The organism is Burkholderia sp. BCC0398, assembly GCF_902833245.1.
GTDB classification, from domain to species: domain Bacteria; phylum Pseudomonadota; class Gammaproteobacteria; order Burkholderiales; family Burkholderiaceae; genus Burkholderia; species Burkholderia sola.
Genome location: NZ_CADFEM010000003.1, coordinates 372,649 through 391,964 on the forward strand (window position 1 = coordinate 372,649; position 19,316 = coordinate 391,964).

Genomic DNA, 19,316 nt, shown 5'->3' on the forward strand with positions numbered 1-19,316 from the left:
ACCGGTCAGGTTTGACGGGCGGCCGCCTGCGAAGCGGCCGCTGCCGGCGCCGCCTTCGACGGCGGCGCCTTTTCGACGGGCTGGACGGCCGTATCGGGCGCGAACTGCGCGACGTCGTCGACGATCACGCGCTCGCCGCCCGCGAGGCCGCGCGTGATGCGCCAGTCATGGCCGCTCATCTGGTCGGCCGTGACCTCGACGTCCTTGACCTTGCCGTTCGCGCCGACGACACGCACCGACGTACGGTCGGCCGTGCGCAGCAGCGCGTCGCGCGGCACGAGGATCGCGCGCCGGTCGACCGCCGTGTCGAGCGCGATCCGCACATACGCGCCCGGCAGCAGTTCGCGCTCCGGATTCGGGAACAGCGCGCGCATCGCGACGGTGTCGGTGGTCGGGTCGACCGCGAGATCGCTGAACAGCAGCTTGCCCTTCAGCGGATATGCGGTGCCGTCGGCGCGCAGCAGCGTCACCGCGACATCGTGCTGCGCGATGCCCGTTGCGCGCCCGCTCTTCACCGCGCGACGCAATGCGTCGACGTCGGCGGCCGGCTGCGAGAAGTTCACGTAGATCGGATCGAGCTGCTCGACGGTCGTGAGCGGCGTCGCCTGGTCCTGGCCGACGAGCGCGCCCTCGGTCACGAGCGCGCGCCGTGCGCGGCCCGCGATCGGCGCGGTGACGGTCGCGTAGTCCAGCTGCAGTTGCGCGCGCGCGAGTTCGGCCTTCGCGGACGCGACCTCGGCCTTCGCCTGCGTATCGGCCGCGACGGCTTCGGTGTGGTCGCGCTCGCTCACCGCGCGATCGCGCACGAGATCGTCGTAACGACGGCGCTTGTCGGTCGCCGCGAGCGCGGCGGCCTGTGCCTTCGCGAGCGCGCCCTGCGCGGCGTCGCGCGCGGCCTTCAGCGGCGCGGGATCGATGCGGAACAGCACCGCGCCCTGCTTCACTTCCTGGCCTTCCTCGTAGGTGCGCGCGGTGACGATGCCCGCGACTCGCGCGCGGACTTCCGCCTGCCGGTACGCGTCGAGCCGGCCCGGCAGTTCGACCGTCATCGGCACGGCCGTCGGGCGCACCGTCACGACGGTGGCCTGCTTCGCTGTCTCCGGCTCGGCGTCCTTGTCGCCCTTTCCGCATCCGGCCACGGCCAGCAGCGCCGCGAGCGCGAACGGCGCCAGCCGCAGGCGGCGCCACAGGGTGCGTTTGTTATTCATGTTCTGACCTCGGATCGTTCGCCGCCGATACAATGCGGCGGCTCAGGGTGGCCGATTATAATCAGTCACGACTGATTAAATACATCCGCTTTCCATCCGGCTGACGCACTGTCTCAATAAAACGACAGCGAACTGTAAGGAATTTCACGACATGGCCCGCAAGACCCGGGAAGAATCGCTCGCCATCAAGCACCGGATCCTCGACGCCGCCGAGCTCGTGCTGCTCGAAAGAGGCGTCGCGCAAACCGCGATGGCGGACCTCGCCGAGGCCGCCGGGATGTCGCGGGGCGCCGTCTACGGCCACTACCGCAACAAGATGGCAGTGTGTCTGGCGATGTGCGACCGCGCGTTCGCGCGCACGTCCGAGGGGTTCGACGCGGGCGACGGCCTGCCGCCGCTCGCTACATTGCGGCGCGCCGCGTCGCACTACTTGCAGGAATGCGGCGAGCCGGGCCCGATGCAGCGCGTGCTCGTGATCCTCTATACGAAATGCGAGCAGAGCGAGGAAAACGGCGCGCTGCAGCGGCGCCGCATGCTGCTCGAGCTGCAGATGCTGCGGATCACCAAGGCGCTGCTGCGTCGCGCGATCGCGGCCGGCGAAGTGGCCGCCGATCTCGACGTGCATCTGGCCGCCGTCTACCTCGTGTCGCTGCTCGAAGGCGTGTTCGCGTCGATGATCTGGACCAACCGGCTGCGCGGCAACCTGTGGAACGACGCCGAGGCGATGCTCGACGCCGGTTTCGACGCCGTGCGCACGTCCGCCGCCCTGCGCAGACGCGCGCAAAAATTGCCGGACTGAGGGGAATCGTCGTAACAAATGCTGATTTAACCCGATTTACCGCAGTGCGAAACGAGTGAGCCGACCCTCTTTAAAATTTTTAACGTTTCGCGGAACATCGGTAGACTGACGCTGTCATCTTTCTTTAGCGTCTTCGTGATAACCGGGTTCGACCCGGTATGCACGCCGCCGTTCGAAGCGGGCACCGCCCCGCAGGTTGGGTCGAACGGAAACGACACAGGCCCCTGGCGGGGCCTGTTTTGTTGCACGCCCGCCGCCCGCCCCGTCGCCGTTCGACGGATGTGCCGCCGGCGGCCCCCGCCCACACCCCTTTGAACCGCTTTCCTGGATGTGGACACCTTGGTCAAGTCTGTCGCAACCCCTGATGCCGTCGCGCCCGGTCGCGCGCAGCGCGCCGTGCGCGCGCTCGTGCCGGCCGCCGTGCTCGGCGCCCTCGCCGCATTCGGCCTCGCCGCCGCGCTGCCGGCCGTGTCGCAATTGCCGGGCGCCGTCGATTCGGGCACGGCCGCGCTGCCGCAGCGCGTGCTGTCCGATACGCCGTTTCCCACCGCGCAGCATTTCGTGACGAGCGAACTCGCCCGCACGATCGGCGAGCGCAACGAACACGTCGATCGCAACGATCGCAGCCTGCAGCCGGGCCTGTTCGCGCCACTCAGTGCGCATCGCAACGACATGCTCGGCTACGCGAGCCTGTTTCAGTTCGCGTCGCCCGATCGCCGGCAAGGGATGCGCGCGGGCGACATCGAGCTCACGCTGTCCGATACGCTGAACCGTCTCGACGTGCCGCCCGAAGTGCGCATCCAGCTCGGCGACCTCGTCACCGGCAAGGTCGCGATGCGCGCGAGTGCGCAGCGCGGCGACTATTACCGCGTCGCGTTCGACACGAACGACGGCACGCCGCGGCTCACCGCGCTCGAGCTGCGCGTCGCCGGCCGCACGTTCGGCGCGATCTGGTTCCGCGCGCCGGGCGCCGAGCACGGCGCGTACTACGCGCTCGACGGCTCGCCGCTCGAAGCCGCGGCGTTCACGATGCCGGTCAAGTGGACGCGCATCAGCTCGTTCTTCGGCGAGCGCATCCATCCGTTGTCGCAGGCGATGGCGTTCCATACGGGCGTCGATCTCGCCGCGCCGAGCGGCACGCCGGTCGATGCGGCGGCCGACGGCGTCGTATCGTTCGTCGGCACCGATCCGGGCGGCTACGGCCGCTATGTGATCGTCGATCATGCGGACGGCTATTCGACGTACTACGCGCACCTGTCCGCGTACGCGCGCGGGCTGAAGGTCGGCGAAACGGTGAAGCAGGGCCAGCGCATCGGCTCGGTCGGGATGACGGGCGCGGCCACCGGCCCGCACCTGCATTTCGAGGTGCGGGTCGCGAACGATCCGGTCGATCCGCTCGTCACGCTCGCGAACGCGCAGACGGGGCTGTCCGACATGCAGCTCACCGCATTCCGCCAGGAAGCCGCGCAATGGCGCTTCCGCCTCGCGTCGATCAATAAGACGCCGTTCGCGTTCGCGCAGAACGACGGGCCGCTGTGGGGGGATTTCGCGACCGGTCCGTCGACGTTGCGGGCGGTTTTCGATACGCACTACTCGGCAGAACGAGGCTGACGCCGAGGCACACGATCGTGGTGGTTGGAGAAGAGCGCACGGTTGTCAGAATGCTCCCGCGCTCTTCTCTACACCGTCAGTTGGTCACGGGCTTGAGCCAATGTTTTGGCGCGAGGTAAAAGTAGAACTGCGCTCGATACCGTCGGCGGTGTGCGCTTGCCCCTCGTAGTCGACCGAGGTTGGTTCCCTCATGACAAACAAGACCGCGTTTATTCAGAACTGAGCGGTCACCTGAAAACCGAGCGTCACTCGCGCAGTCGGAAAACCCGACGGCTTGTAGACAGGCGTACCCGCGAAGAGATCGTACGCATAGGAGCCGAATCGCGTGCCGACACTCCCCTTCACGCCGATCACAGCGCCCGCCAGTTGCGTGCCGACGAGTGCGATCGGCTGCGGCCCCCATACGCGGCCATAATCGAGCCCCGCATAGAGCGCCTGCCCCGTCTGCCCGATCGGCGCCTGTAGCTCGTTGCGCCAGTAGAAGCCGCGTGCGGAGGCCAACATCGTTTCACCGTCGAAGCCGCGTACCGTGTATCGACTGCCAATCGTCAAGTCGTCGATGTAGTACAGCGTGTTTCCGGTGTACTGGCCGTGGAATGTGCCGACATAGCGGAATGGCTGCTTGCCGATCGCGAACGGCACCGACAGGTTCCCGTCGAGCACGGTCATCTTGAACCGATAGGTCGGCCCACCACCCTCTGCCAACCTGTCGTCCTGAGCACCGAATCCACCGACGCCTTGACGATATGCAAGTGAGCCATCGAACTGCGCGCCGCCGAAATAGTGGCGATCGGTCAGGCCGAGCTCGATCATCGTGTTATTGCGGCGCTGCTGCGAAATCTCGGTGTCTTCGATAAAGCTTTGTCCGAAACGACGCGACAGGCGAAGGTACGCACCGAATACGTCGTTCTGACTACGCGACAACACGCGAGCCAGCTTGAAATCGACCGTCTTCGAATTGCCGCTTGCGATGAACGTCTGGTTCACGCCAGCGATCTGCTGGTAGTACGTGTTCGTGTAGGCCGAGAGCGTCGCCGTCCAGTAGCCCCATGGAATCGAATAGAAGCCGTTCCAGCCGTGCGAGCCGAGACGCTTGTCGCCGAATTCGAGGTCCTGGCTCACGCCGATGTTGAAGACGTCGTTCAGGCCGAGCGGGTTGTCGATGCCAAGCGACAGGTTGCCTTGCAGCTTGCCGGTCGCGCGCGTGCCGGCGTTGTCGACCGATGCGACGACGGTCCACGGCTTGCCACGCTTTACGTCGAGCACGACGTCGCTTTCACCGGGAAGCTCGCCCGGAACAAGTTGCATCGAAATATCCTGACTCGATACGCGTTTCATTTGCTCAAGGCCTTGTTCGAGGTCGCGCAGGTTCAGCACCTCACCGTCGCGGGTGGGGAAAGCCGTTTTCCATGTACCCCGCAGTTTTTCATCAGCGAAGCGCACATGGCGAATCGTGCCGGGAATCAGCGAGAGTCTGAGCGTGCCGTTCGATAGGTCTTGCTCGGGAACGAGCACGCGCGTCGTGACGTAGCCGCGCGCCAGAATCGCCTGGGACAGCCCTTTGACTAACACGTCTACGCCTTGCTTACCGACGCATTGCCCTGCGTAGTGGTTCAGCCATTCGCGCGCGAACGCGAAACGATCCATCGGCAAGGCGGATGCCCCTTGGGCCTTCGCTGCATCAGGCAATGAGGGCGGCACATCGAGCGTAAATCGATCGATGCGGAAGCACGGCGTCTCCGAGGGAAGTGCCGGATACGCTTCAACCTTTGGCACGTCGGAACGCACGGACGGAGTACGTACGGCCGCGTCGCGCTGCTGCACGTCACGTTGCTGCTGCGCCTGCCGATCCTGTTCGGCGTTCGCGCGAGCTGCGGCGGCTTGATCGGCAGGCGTGGGGGCTTGCTGCGCCTGCACCCCGAGCGATACTAAGGCTGTGATCGGCAATGCCGCCAGCCGCTTCTTGATTTTCATTGTTCTTAAATCCCTGATTCCGCCTGATCCCAACAAATGATCACCACCACGCTCGAGCAAAAATTCGAGGGGCAGAATAATCGATCAAACTTTAAAATTCCCCATAAACTCGTAAGGATCGAGGTACTTGTCTAGCGGCTCAATCGGCAGCCACTCCTCCGGAATCCAAGGCGTGTCAACCCTCACCCTCAATCCGTGGCGCCACGCGATTTTCGCGTATATCGCCGCATGGGTGCCAATGAGTTTTTCAGTAAAGCCGAACGCGTGTTCGGCGTTTCGCACCTTAGCAACTTTTGGCGACGTGAGCTCTTGTAACGTCGCCTCCATGCTCGGCACATCTCGACGGGACAATGCAAGATAGAAACGATGATCTATTTCGTACTTTTTCATCTCTGTCGACGAATTTCCAATGATCTTGAGGCAACGCTCCTCCAACGTCTTCCACTCACCGCGCAGAGCCAAAAGCGCCTGGTATCCATGAAATTCCGCTGTCGCCGGATCATTGGCTCGAATCATGTCGAACGGCTGATCATTGCTTGAGAACCATTGAATCAACCCCTCGTGATCCGATAACAACGGCATCAATAGAAGATACGCTGGGCACCAACTTTTCGGCTCTCGTTGAAACGTGATGGATTCCAGTTTTCCAGATACATAGCACCACTGCTTAAAGGAAATTAAGTCACGCCCCTTGAACCATGATACCAAGGCTGCAGCCATGGCGTGAGAGCGAAGGCGTACCATACAAAAATCAGGATCTCCGCTACCGCTTGAGATAATCTCCAAAAAGAATTTCACCTTATCAGAAAGGGCCAGAAGGTGCTTTTCGAGATGACCCAGACCATTTATCTGAATATTCGAATAATCAAGTTCTCTTGGCATATAATATTCATTTAATCTTTACAGGAGCCGCAAGTTTGTCCATTTTTTAGCCCATCAACAAGACACTGCGACTCAATTCCAAGACGACATCTTAGTACTCGTCGGGGCGAGCAATCTCAATGGAACCAAAACACATTGTTGTAGTCGTACATATACTCCTCGCACTCAGCCATCGTCCAAACGTGACCATCTAGTTTATCCACCATCACTACTCCTCCCACTTTGTCAGCGCCCCCTTCTTTGCCTACAATATCGAACACCCAAAATAAAGGCGCGAATTCCGATCGAGGCGACGCTCCGGCTATTAAGCAGCCGCTCGACTTCGCGTAACTCTCCGCAATTTCCATTGCTTCGCGAACATCCATGGCCTTGCCATCTCGGTACGCCACAGGAACACTAAAAGATAAAACTCTCTTTTTTCGCAACTCGGAAACAACAGAAACCAACTTTACCCTAGAAACGTTTACGTTCATGAAACCACTATACGAGCGTCCGGCATCGTACGAAAATCCAGAATCGAAAAGTCTGAGAAATCTGATGTCGACCGACATCGACTCGACGGGCAAGTAAAGATCACAGATTTTATTCATAGTTACACCGAATGCATTGATCTCATGGATGGATAATCACGCCTATTCTAGTTAATACGCCCTGCAGAGCATTCACTGGAACAGAATATGCAGACCCAACGCCACGCGGCCACGGATCGCGAATGTAAGCCACGCCGTTCTTGACAGAATCGACGACGATTGCATGAACGCCGCCAGACTCAGTAGTCATGTTCACTATACCCCGAGCGACATCAAGGCCGTGGGCGGCAACGCCGTCAGCCGCCTCTTGATTTTCTTTTGCCCTCGAATCCTTGATTCTGCCTGTAGACCACTTACGCGATCTCGTCCAACAGATCCCTATCGACTGCATACGTGGCTATGCACCACGACAAGCAGCCGAAATACGTTAGCCACCCCTCGCTTTCCGCAAAATTTTATTTAATGCAGAACAACACCAAAAAAAGTAGACAAAAAATATAGGAAACCCCAAATACAAAAGAACCTTATTCTCATCAACCCCAAAGGCGTACCTGACCATTCCCGAAATCAAAAAAGACCAAAAAATACCCGTCCCAAGAGATACGGAAATGATAAAAACAATTTCCCTAATTCTTTCAAACATGCCGCCCCTCACTTTTCACCAGATCCTTTCGCATTCGACACGCCGGTATAAACTGCGACACCTTTTACCCCAACACCAATTAGCATTGCCGGTTGATTTACTCCAGGCAACGGCATTTTTGTAAGCGGTAACAATTTAACATTATTAAACGCCGGGACAGTTACACCGAACATAGATTTGGCACGTCCAAGTCCATCTGCAAGGCCAACGTTAAGCACCTGCGGCGCAGAAAGAGCACCAAGACTAACAACGAAGTTGACAACATCGTATCCAACCTCGCCCCATTGAGGGAATACCGTTGCAGCTGCGCTTTTCAGCGGATTGTATCCTACCGCCCCGTCCCCGAAATAGAAGCGATACAAACCTGTCCCCCCTTCTGTTATATCACTTGCCCCCATTGCGGCCATCGGCCCGCCAGCGATACACCCAACGCCCGCCGCGGAACAGAGGCCAAGTCCAGTCGTAGTCGCTATGATTCCCGTAATAACTTTAGCCGCATCCTTCGCCGGCGCGATCAGATTCGACTTTACGTTGTCGACATACCTTTGACCTTCAGAGTAAACAAACAAACCTCGGCTCTGCTGCCCCACGACCCAATCAATCTGAGATTTGAGATTCTCAGCCTCGACAATAGAAACGAAATTTTCCTGATATTGCGCACTATTTGGAGTAAATTCCGCCCAGCACTGAACTACGTAACAGGCCGCACGCGTCAATTTATTTTCTAAATCTTTATCTCCATTTGATTTCTTCGCAATGGCGGCCTTTTCGTCCGGGTGCAATTGCCGATTGTACATGTCGGCGCTCAACGCACCACCCCCACCGCTAATTGCCCCCGACGCGCCACCGATCGCTCCGCCTGCTGCAGCACCAGCCGCACCTGCTGCAACGTTCGTCAACAGCGTCCCTCCGAGCGTATCGTTCGTGAGTTGCCCCACCTCCTTGCTCGCATAGTCACCCGCCAGCGTCCCCCCTACCGCACCGGCCACGTTACCGCCACCGAGCGCAGCAGCGCCCCCCGCTACGACCGCGTGCGCGATCGTCCGGCTCGCACTGTCCTCGTTCCACATCGCATACTGCTGATTGGCTGAATCGAGATTGGCCTTGGCCGTCGCTATCGCCGCCGGATCACCCGATTTCTCGGCGGCCTTCAGCTCGGCATCCGCCGTTTTTACAGCGGCCGCCGCCTTATCCGTCATGTACTTCCCGATTTCGCCGACGACCCGCATGCCGACCTGACCGGCTGCCTGTTGCACTGCGATATCGTTCTGCACCTTCTGCGCGTCGAACGTGTTCTGCACTGCGCCGTTCGCAATCGACGTATCGCGATTCAGTCCTTCCGTACTGTCGTGTCCGGTACCCGCATCACCGCGAACCGTGATCTTGCCCGGGCTCACCGTTGCGTAGGTCGTTCCCGTCACGTCGCTGCTGGTACCCGCCGACGAGAACCCACTGGGCCCCAAACCGTTCGGCGTCACCGGTCCCCGCCCGACCGGCCCGGATTGGATGACTGGCGTATTCAGGTTGATACCCTTGGACGAACTGTTACCCACACCACCGCTCGCGCTGAAGCCGACCGACTCGCCCGAATAGCTCGCCTTGTTTTCGATGTTCGTATAGCCCAGCGTCTGCGTGGACAGGCTGTTCTTGTCGGGACTTGCCGTGGCAATGATCGCCCCACCATCGAGCTGCGTATGGTTCCCGACGTTGACGTCATAGCCCCCGCTGCCTGCAAATATCCCGCTTTGCTGGTTGACCGAAGCGTAGTTCGCTTTGACGTTCTGCTGGCTCGCGCTCGCGCTACCGCTCACCGTCTGGCCGTAGCAGAACGGCGGCACACAGATGCTTGCCTGGAATCCGCCGCTCGTCTGCTTGCTGTCATACGTCGCCGTATCCTGCTGGCTCTGGATGTTCAGATCGTGACCCACGTCCGCGACAACACGATTGCCCGTCGCTTCAGCTCCGCGCAGATTCGTATCGCGACCACTCTTCAATGTAAGGGTATCGCTTGCTGACACCACCGTATCGCGGTTCGTCACACTCTGACCGTTCGCGTTACCACGTGCCATACTCGCGCCCAATTCGAGCGTAAAGCCGTTCTGCTGTCCACCAAGGCTCGCGCCGATACCGATGCTGCCGCCGCTACTGCTGTTGCTGCTCGACAGTTGCGTCGTATCCTTCGCGCTTTGCAGGTTGATATCGCGGGCAGCGTCGAGTGTCACGTTCTTGCCCGTAATGCGCGTGCCGCGACCGTCGATATTGCCGTCCGCAGCAAAACCGTCCGCATCCTTTGCACCGCTTCCCGTGGCGATTACCTCGACGTTCCGCCCTGCCGCAAGCGTGCTCCCGGTGTTCGCAAGCGAGCTGCTACGCGATTCACTGCTGCTCGTGCCACCGCCGATGCTCACCGTCGCCTTGATGAGCGGTTGCCCGGTCGGTTTGCCATTACTGAAATTCTCCGCCACCTTGGTCGCGTCGTAGACCGACAGCGCGGCCTGCGCCTTGTCAAGCGCGCCAAGGCGCGCATCGTCACCACGCGCCGGGTTTCGCATGCTCTGGTTCACCGCGGTCACGGCATTACCCACAGCACCGCCCAACGCAAGACTGACGCCGAACTGGCTCGAGTGCTGGCTCATACTCGTTTGCGTCGTATCCGAGCCCGGGTCAAGGTGGACATTCTCGCCCTTGAGCTTCAGGTCGTTGCCCGCCATCAAGTCAGAGCCCGCGACCGTAATATCCTTCTTCGCGTCGAGCGTCACGTTTCCGCTCGCGCTCGCGATCTGGCTGCGCATCGTGTTCTGCGTCTGGCTCGCACTATCCTGCACCGTATGGCTGCTCGCCACACCGACGCTGAAACCCGTTGACGTGCCATTGCTGCCAAGGCTGCCGATCTGGCGGCTGCTCGATTCTTGATGGCTCGCGCTCGTCTCCAGACCTGCGAGCACGTTGATCGCACCTTTGTCGGCTGTCACCTTCACATCGTGAGTGCCGCTCACCCCCGATCCGACGACGTTTACATCACCCGTTCGACTGACGATTTCAACCTGGTCGCCAGTGACAAGGCTCGCCGTCTGGTGGGTCTCCGACATGTTGCCGTCTGTGCTACTGCGGCTCGCGTTGTACGGCGAGGGACTGTTGCCGCCATGGTTCGCCGTACCACCAATCCAACGCCCCAAATCGCCCAGGCTCGGTGACGACAGGAGGGCAATACTCGTGCTCGAACTACTCGATGCGTTGCTCTGTTGATACTTGTCAGTCGACGCCGCGAGGTTCACGTTCCGGTTTGCATCCAGCAGCGTCTTGCCGCCTGCACTGATCGTCGAGCCGATCACATTAATATCGCCATCAATCGCATTGCCCAGTGCGTCACGCTCCGCGCCGCCCGTAGCGGTCACGGAAACATTGCCCGCACCGCGGATTGCGCTGCCGGCATGCGTCTGGTTCGACGTATCGATCACGCTCTTGCTCTGGCTGCGACCATAGGTCACGGAAATCGACGGCACATCAAGCGCGCTGGCGCCAATCTCGTTCGCAACGCTCTGCCCGCGCTGGAATCCGTTACCGGTTGACGCGTTGTCTTTCAGATTACGAACCGTATCGAACGGCGTACCAGTGACCGCGAACGTCAAACCGCTGGACTTCGATTCCTGCTGGTCGTGGGTTCGTGCGTCGTCCTCACTCGGATCGATCGTGACATTCTGGCCTGCGATCTTGATATTGCCCGTCGCGTTCTTAGTGTCACCTGCGGCCCTACCTGCTGTAACGTCGCTGCCACCGATGTGGACGTTTTCACCGGCCTTGATCGACACGTTGCCCCGCACGCTGCCAACCGTGCTGCGGTCCTGGCTCTGCGTAACCACGTGATTATCCGACTGCGCCTTTTGCTCGGCCGAACCAATCGTGAAGCCCAGACCACCGGAACCCATCACACCCGATTGCTTCTTGTCGAAATACGCCGACGAATCGCTCCGATCCTCCGCCGCAAGGACATTCACGTGGCGCGCCGCATCCAGCGAGACATCGCCCGTCCCGACAACCCCACTACCGGTCACGTTGATGTCGCGCCCGCTTGTCACCGACACGCTGTCGGCCGACACCAGGCTGCCATGACTGATTGTGTCGGTCTGGTCAAGGCCGCTTGCCACCTTCGTGCTGCTGACCACGCTACCGTGACTGTGATTCTCGTGCGAATTGAGCTCGTGCGTCTCGGTCGCGACGCCGATATTTACATCCCCCTTCGCATCCAGCGTCGCCTTGCCTTTGTCAAGGACCAGCGTACTGCCGCTGAGCGTAATGTCCTTTTCCGATGAAAGGCTGAGTGCATCGCCGCTCTTGAGCGTGGTACCCGTCAGCGTCTGATCTGACGCATGTTGCGTTTCTGCATAGCTGCCGTGACTATCGCTACCCGAACTGTTGCTGTTCAAGTTCGAGGTCGCGCTTGCCGTCAACAGAGAGATGTTCCCCTGCGCGGCAATCGCGCCCCCCTTACCCAGCTCGATTTGTGCGCCATGCGAGGTCAGATCACCCGCGATGGCGACTGCCGACACGCCTCCGACTTTGACCGAACTGACCGCGGATTGGTTGAAATCGGTATTCGACACGCCGTTCGCGCGCTGAACAACCTTGTGCTCTCCCGTTTGCGCCGCGCCCAGATTCCAGTCACCGCCGATCAATGCGCCGAAATTGCCGCCCACCGCCAGGCTACCGGCGTTCTGCTGGAAGCTCCCGCCCGTGATGATCCCGGCATCGCCAGTCACATCAATACTCGCTGTCGGCCCCAGCGTCGTCCTAACGCTGATCGCACCGTCACGGCTCACCTGCGTATCGGTCTTGGCTGCGGTATTCAGAATCAGATCGCCACCTGTGCCGATCAACAGACTGCCAGCCTTTACCTTGGCCGAAGTCAGATCAACATTACCTTCAGCTATCAATGTCGTCAGCCCGCCGCTTTGAAGCGCACCGAACGCGTTGTCGATCTGCTTGCCCTGAATCGACAACGAATTGTCCGCCTTCAGCGTGCCGCTGTTCGTGAAGTTCTGCGCGTCCTTCAGATCGATGTCGGTGGCGGTGATCAGCGGACCATTGATGTTCTGCTGGTTCGCCTGTGCCAGATACACGACGGGCACGAGCACCGACTGACCGTCGACCACGCGCGTTTCCATCATGATCACGTTACCGGTCAACTTCGATACCTGCTCGGGAGACAAGCTCGCGCCCAGCGGCAGATTAAGCGACTTCTCCAACGATGCACCCGCCGCCATAAGCTGCTGATACATCGTCTGAAGGTCCGTGTACGGACCCAATACCGCGCGGCCCGTCAGCGCCGTCACCTGATTACGCACGAGCTGCTGCTCATAGAAGCCGTCACCCAGGCGCTTTGGAATGTGGGTAAGGTCAACCCCGATCTGACCGAAAAAGTAGTCGCTCGAAATGAAGTTCTTCTGGTTCGTGAACGCCGGATTCGTCTCGATCACGTAGCTCGCATTCGGCGACGGATTCGGTCGGTACAAGCCACCCTGTGGAATCGTCAGGTTGTTCAGCACGTTCAACGCAGTCGCACTTGCAATGATCCGATCGACCTGTGTTGAGGCGCCGCCATGCACCGGCGCCGTCGACTGGACACCCGCACCCGTGATCGTCCCGCGAACGGCGCCACCAGTCGTTGCCGAAGCCGTTGCATTGCCATTGAGCGTGGCAGGCGTCACCGTCGCCCCCGAACCCGTCGCTGCGCCATTAAGCGAAACAGGCGTCAACCCCGCAACCGATTGACCGGGCAACAAGCCAAGGGACGGAAGCGATGCGTTGCCCGCAGTATTGTTGATGCTCACGCCCGTGCCGGAAATTGTGCCATTCGAACCCAAGGTCGAATCGTAGCCCGGCAGCTTGTAGGTCTTGACGTCCGCTGGCGCAGCTTGGGTGTAGCCCCCCGGATTGCCCGTCACAAATGGCGCGTTGCCAAACGGCAATTGCCAGTTATATTCGCTGCTATCGTAGTTGTTGTAGTGATACTGGCCCGAGTACGTCACCGTTACGGTCGGCGCCTGCTGGCCGGTAGCCGCCCAACCATTGGCATCGTAGGCATGCGGCATATCGACATTGCCAACCGCTGTGATGCTACTCCAGTAGTTTTGCAGGGTGCCGGTCGACGAGGCATCGATCTTGCCGCCCGACACGATTTGCGCAGTCGGGCTCAATGCCGTGACCGTGTTCCCCACAGCCGTTCCAGTGTAGGTCGTGTAGAAGTACGCGCTGTTCCACTGGCCGCCGTGAGGCGGCTCAATATACATACCGCCCGGCTGGGCGATGATGGCGGCCGCTTCGGCCGGTGTGATGTTGTCGGACCGGAGACCGGCGATCATCTGCCCCCCGTTCATGCAATTCACCGCGAAGTACGATGCGCAACCTGACAGGCTAATGCCGTATTGCGCAAGTACAGCCGGATCGACGTTGCTCGAGCTTCCCGTCGTGCTCATCACACGACGCGTGCTCGTCACCTTGTCGGCGTGCAACTCCATATCACTACCGGACTGGATCAAGGCCGACGAGTTATTGACGAGTGCCGCATTCGTGTAATTGCCGCTCGCGTCCTTGCCGCCCGCGAGTACAACCTTACCCATCCCGAAAATCGCCGTCGTCGGCATCGAATCGGTCGCCGTCGCGTCGTCACGGTTTTCGATGTCGTGCGCGAGAATTTCAAGCTTGCCGTTGCTATCCGATGCGCCTATCAACGCCGTCGACCCCACGTTCGATACCGTGCCGGTTGCGTTGAGCGAGACACTCCCGCCCACCAGCGACCCGGTATTGAACAGATTGCTCGATTGCGTATGCAGCAGTCCACCGGCCGACAACGCGCCCGAATTGACGATATTGGCCGCGTTGATGTTCAGGCCATTGATGGTTTGGAAACCCGCGTTGTTGGTGAACGTGCCGGGTAGCGCAAAGGTAAGATCGTTGCCGACGTTGAACTGCGTATCCGGCGTTGTCGTGTAATCGCCTTGCAGGTTCACGCGTACATCGTGCGCCGCGCTATACGCGCCGCCGCCTTGCAGTGTCGGAGCCGTGATCGTCAGGTCGTGCGTGGAGCTGATTTGCCCGTTCGTATTCGTGATTGCGGCGCTCGCCGTCACGTCCACGTTGCCGCTCGAATTCGCAACGCTGCCGATTTGCCCGCCGCTGTTGTCCAAGGTCGCCCCTTGAACATGGAGGCTCGCGCCGCTCAACTGCCCGCCTTGCGTGTTCGAAATCGATGTCGCGCTGATCGTAACGTCGCCGTTACCGGTGATCGCGCCCATGCCCGACACGTTGCCCGCGCGGCTGTTCGTGATCTGGCTGCCGCCCTGCACAGTCATCGCGCCCGTGCCGAGGTCGGTAATGGCCCCGTCAGCGTTGTTGATCCAGCCGGAATGAACCGCAAGCGTGCTCGTGTCGCCGGCCGTCGTCTGACCGGCCTGAACGTGCCCGGCCTGGTTCACCAGCACGCCGCCGTTCGTCAACGACAGAGACGCGCCCGCACGCACCAAGCCTTGTGCGTTGTTCACGTCGCCCGCAACCGTCGCCATCACGCCGCCCTGTGCCGCGAGAATGCCGTTCGAGTTGTCCCAACTGCTCGCGTCGACAACCGCCTGCCCTTTGGTGACAATGGTTCCGCCTGCATTGTTCAGCGCACTCGCGCCGTTACCCGGCGCGATGGTCAGCGTCCCGGTACCGGCATGCGTGATCGTGCCGCCTGCATTGTTCAATTGGCTAGCGGCCAGCGTCAGGTCCGTACTGTTCGTTTGAATCACGCCCGCTGCGGAGTTGTCGAGCGAGCCGCTGACGTTGACAGCCATGGCCGACGAGCCATATTGCGTGATCGTCCCGCCGTGGTTCGTCAGGTTCGGCGCGCTCAACGCAAATTGGTTGGCTTCGAGCTTGCCCCTGCTGTTGTCGATCGTCGAATCGGCCGTCACGGACAGGTTGGACGCGCTGACCGATCCGCTCTGGTTCGTCATCGAGCCTGTGTGGATCGACGCGTTCGTGCTCGCGCCAATCTGACCGCCGTCGTTCGTCAGCGTGCTGCTGGAAATGCCAAGGTCCGCACGGGACTGCAATTTTCCGTTCGTATTGTTCAACACGCTGCCGACCGTGGCCGTCAACCCGGATTTGCCGTTGATCAATCCCGATGTATTGTTCAGCGTGGCCGAATGCTCTACGACGCTACCGTTGCTTGCAATCGCTCCGCCAACGTTCGATACCGATCCCGTTGCGTTTCCAAGCGCCAGCGTGCCGCTGCCGGCATGCGTAATCGTGCCACCATCGTTGACGAGTGATGCAGGGGAAAGCGTCAGGTCCGTACTGTTGGTTTGTAGCGTGCCGCCATTCGAATTGTCGAGCGTGCCGCTGACGTTGACAGCCATGGCCGACGAGCCAAGTTGCGTAATCGTGCCACCGTGGTTCGCAAGATTCGACGCGCTCAACGCGAGCTGATTCGCTTCGAGCGAACCGCCATTGTTGTCAAGCGTCGAGTCGGTCGTCACCGACAGGTTAGGCGCGACGATCGAACCGCTCAGGTTCGACATCGAGCCCGTGTGGATCATCGCGTTCGCGCTTGCGCCAATTTGGCCACCGTCGTTCGTCAGTGTGCCGCTGGAAACAGCAAGGTCCGTACTGGACAACAGCTTGCCATGCGTGTTGTTCAATACGCCGGCGATCGTCGCCGTCACCCCGGCTTGGCCGTTGATCGCTCCCGAGGTGTTGTTCAGCGAACCGCTTTGCGCGACGACTCGCCCATTGCTCGCGATCGAGCCGCCCGCGTTCGAAATCGAACCAGTGCCGTTGCCAATCGTCAGCGTGCCGGTACCTGCATGCGTAATCGTGCCGCCATCGTTCACGAGCGAAGCCGGAGTCAGCGTAAGGTCGGTGCTGTTCGTCTGAATCACACCGGCTGCCGCGTTATCGAGCGTGCCGCTGACGTTGACAGCCATGGTCGACGAGCCGTATTGCGTGATCGTGCCGCCATGGTTCGTCAGGTTCGGTGTGGTCAACGCGAGTTGGTTGACTTCGAGCTTGCCGCCGCTATTGTTAAGCGTCGAATCGGCCGTCACCGACAGATTGGACGCGCTGGCCGATCCACTCAGGTTCGTCATCGAGCCCGCGTGGATCATCGCGTTCGTAGTCGCGCTAATCTGACCGCCGTCGTTCGCGAGCGTGCCGCTGGTGATGCCAAGGTCCGTATTGGACAGCAGCTTGCCATTCGTATTGTTCAGCGCGCTACCGACCGTGGCCGACAGGCCGGTTTGCCCGCTGATCGAGCCGGACGTGTTGTTCAGCGTGGCCGATTGCGCCACCACGCGCCCGTTGCTCGCGATCGCACCGCCGACGTTCGACACCGATCCCGTGCCGTTGCCGAGCGTAAGCGTGCCGGTGCCCGCGTGCGTGATTTTGCCGCCGTCATTGACCAGCGACGCGGGAGCGAGCGTCAGGTCGCTACTGTTGGTTTGCAACGTACCGCCGCCGGAATTGTCGAGCGTGCCCGACACGTTCACACTCATCGCGCCGGTGCCGATCTGCGTGATCGTGCCGCCGTGATTCACGAGGTCGGTCGCGTTCAACGACACCGTGTCGACCTTCACCGCGCCCGCGCTATTGTCGAGGGTCGTGCCGGTCAGTGCTGCCGTCTGAGCGACAATCGAGCCGCCGCTGTTGATCAGACGCGCGCCCGCATCGACCGCCACCTTTTGCGTAGCCTGCAAAGCGCCACCGCTATTGTCGACCGATTGTCCCGAGACCTGCAGATTCGTATTGGACGTCATCGTCCCGTGGTTGGCAACGTTGCCGCCATGCACGGTGACGTCGCCGTTGCCACCGATCACGCCGCCCTGCGCGCCGTTTGCAGTCGTGCCCGCTGCGTTGGTCAACTGGCTGCTGGCCGTCACTGTCAGGCCATCGCTGTTGAGCGACGTGATCCGACCCGCCGTGTTGTCCAGCGACGCACCGGCCACCGTCATGCTAGCTGCGCTTTGAACGGTGCCCTGGTTGTTCGCGATGGCGCCGCCACGCACGTCCGCCGTGCTTTCGGATACCAGTTCGCCGGACTGGTTGGCGATCTGGCCGGCGACATTCACCGACAGCGCGCCTTGAGACGATACCTTGCCGCCCTGGTTCGAAAGGTTGCCGCCGGTCAGCGTCGTGCTGCTGCCGCTCGACAAGCTGCCGCGGTCGTTGATCACGGTGCCCGATGCGTTCGCCTGAATGGCGCCTTGCGCGCTCGTCGTCGCGTTCGACAGATTCACGTCGCCGCCCGTCGCGTTCAGCGACAGATTGCCGTTCGCGGCGGTCTGGCTGCCGGCGAGATTCACACTGCCGCCCGTCAGCGACGCGTTACCGCCCGCCACATTCTGGCCGGTCGCGGTCAGTTGGCCCGACGCACTCAAGTTCAGGTCGCCGCTGTGCGCGACGGAACCGTCGTTGTTCACACCCGCGCCGAGCGTACCGGTCGAGTTGACGCTGCCGGCGTTGACCGTCGTATTCTGCTGCGCCGCGAGCGTCCCGCTGTTCGTCAGATCGGCCGCGGTGTTCGCCGACAACGATTGCTGCGCATACGTGGTGCCGCTATTCTGGATGCCGCCCGAGGCCGACATCGCAAGGTTGCCGCTTGCCGTGGTCTTGCCCGCGAGCACGAGCCGGCCGTCCGATTGCAACGTCAAATCGCCTGCCTGCGCCGCGATCGTCCCTGCGTTCGCGACACCAACGCCTGCGGAGTTGCCAACCAGAAACACCCTATTGGCATACATGCCGCCTAACTGAGCCACGTCAATCGCGACAGCAGGTGCAGGACCGTCACCGGCGACCTGCGTCGCGGCAAGCGTGTCGTGATTAACCTGATTCGTACCGGCGATTACGTTGAGATTCTTCGCGTAGATCGCGGCATTAGCCTGTACAGCACGGGCGATGATGTCAGTCTGATCAACATTCGAGGTATCGAGGCCCGCGCCTTGCACGGTTACGAGGCCGCGATTGACATTGAAGCCCGTCAACGCCCCGTCCGTGCCAAACTGCGGCACGCCGGTTGTCAAGACCGCGCGCGAGGTATTGATGAACCCGCCACCGTCCACGACGATACCGGCAGGGTTGGCCAGCACGATCTCCGCGCGGCTGCCCGCGATCTCCACATATCCCTTGATCTGACTCGCCGCGGTGCTGTTGACCTGGTTGACGATGATGCGCGCCGCCTGCCCCGCACTCAGGTTCGGGTTGCCGTTGATATAGCCGGCCTGCTGCGTGTTGACGATCGTCGACGCGTTGTTCAGGATCGCGCCGTTTTTCTGAACGTCGAACTGGTTATAGGTGTTCAGCGACACGCCGGCAGCGCTCGGCGTGTTGATGTTGACTTGCGGCAGGCCGTTGGGCGTCTGCACCACCGCGGGCGCGTGAGCCCCTCCGCCGACGATCTGCGCATTCGCCCATATCGGATTCGCGCCGGCTGCGACCAGCGCGCCGAATGCAGTCACCCGTAATGCGAACTTCGCTGCCGGATGCTCGGCGCCGCGCTTGGCGACACGGCGAGTCTCGCCCGTATTTGTTTTCCCCGCGCTGCCGGCCGTCTCTTCGACGGCAACCAACATACCCCGTACGCGGCTGAATACCAGCCGATAATGGTTTTTGTTCATCTTCTTGGTCTACTCGCGATT

At 61.0% G+C, this 19,316-nt stretch carries 7 protein-coding genes; 2 read left to right on the plus strand and 5 right to left on the minus strand.

Annotation, left to right across the window (positions count from 1 at the left end; translation table 11 throughout):
* Positions 1–5: 5 nt before the first annotated feature.
* Positions 6–1,208: a MexX/AxyX family multidrug efflux RND transporter periplasmic adaptor subunit gene (locus HWX76_RS08330; protein WP_176015684.1), complete on the minus strand. Its 1,203-nt coding sequence runs from the start codon at positions 1,206–1,208 to the stop codon at positions 6–8.
* A 151-nt stretch (positions 1,209–1,359) separates the two neighbouring features.
* On the opposite strand from HWX76_RS08330, the gene HWX76_RS08335 reads away from it, so the two are divergent.
* A complete protein-coding gene (locus HWX76_RS08335) occupies positions 1,360–2,007 on the plus strand; it encodes a TetR family transcriptional regulator (protein WP_176015685.1) in 648 nt (215 codons plus the stop codon).
* Between the two features lie 339 nt (positions 2,008–2,346).
* Positions 2,347–3,618: a M23 family metallopeptidase gene (locus tag HWX76_RS08340; RefSeq protein WP_176015686.1), complete on the plus strand. Its 1,272-nt coding sequence runs from the start codon at positions 2,347–2,349 to the stop codon at positions 3,616–3,618.
* A 213-nt stretch (positions 3,619–3,831) separates the two neighbouring features.
* On the opposite strand, the gene HWX76_RS08345 is transcribed toward HWX76_RS08340, so the two are convergent.
* The 4 genes from HWX76_RS08345 to HWX76_RS08360 form a co-directional block, all read right to left on the minus strand.
* Positions 3,832–5,592, minus strand: coding sequence for a ShlB/FhaC/HecB family hemolysin secretion/activation protein (locus tag HWX76_RS08345; RefSeq protein ID WP_176015687.1), 1,761 nt, complete (start codon positions 5,590–5,592; stop codon positions 3,832–3,834).
* 84 nt (positions 5,593–5,676) lie between these two features.
* Positions 5,677–6,474, minus strand: a complete 798-nt coding sequence (locus HWX76_RS08350; RefSeq protein WP_176015688.1) for an Imm49 family immunity protein — start codon at positions 6,472–6,474, stop codon at positions 5,677–5,679.
* Between the two features lie 116 nt (positions 6,475–6,590).
* Complete coding sequence (locus HWX76_RS08355) at positions 6,591–6,947, minus strand: hypothetical protein (protein WP_176015689.1); 357 nt, start codon at positions 6,945–6,947, stop codon at positions 6,591–6,593.
* A 708-nt stretch (positions 6,948–7,655) separates the two neighbouring features.
* Complete coding sequence (locus HWX76_RS08360; protein WP_176015690.1) at positions 7,656–19,295, minus strand: hemagglutinin repeat-containing protein; 11,640 nt, start codon at positions 19,293–19,295, stop codon at positions 7,656–7,658.
* Positions 19,296–19,316 lie beyond the last annotated feature (21 nt).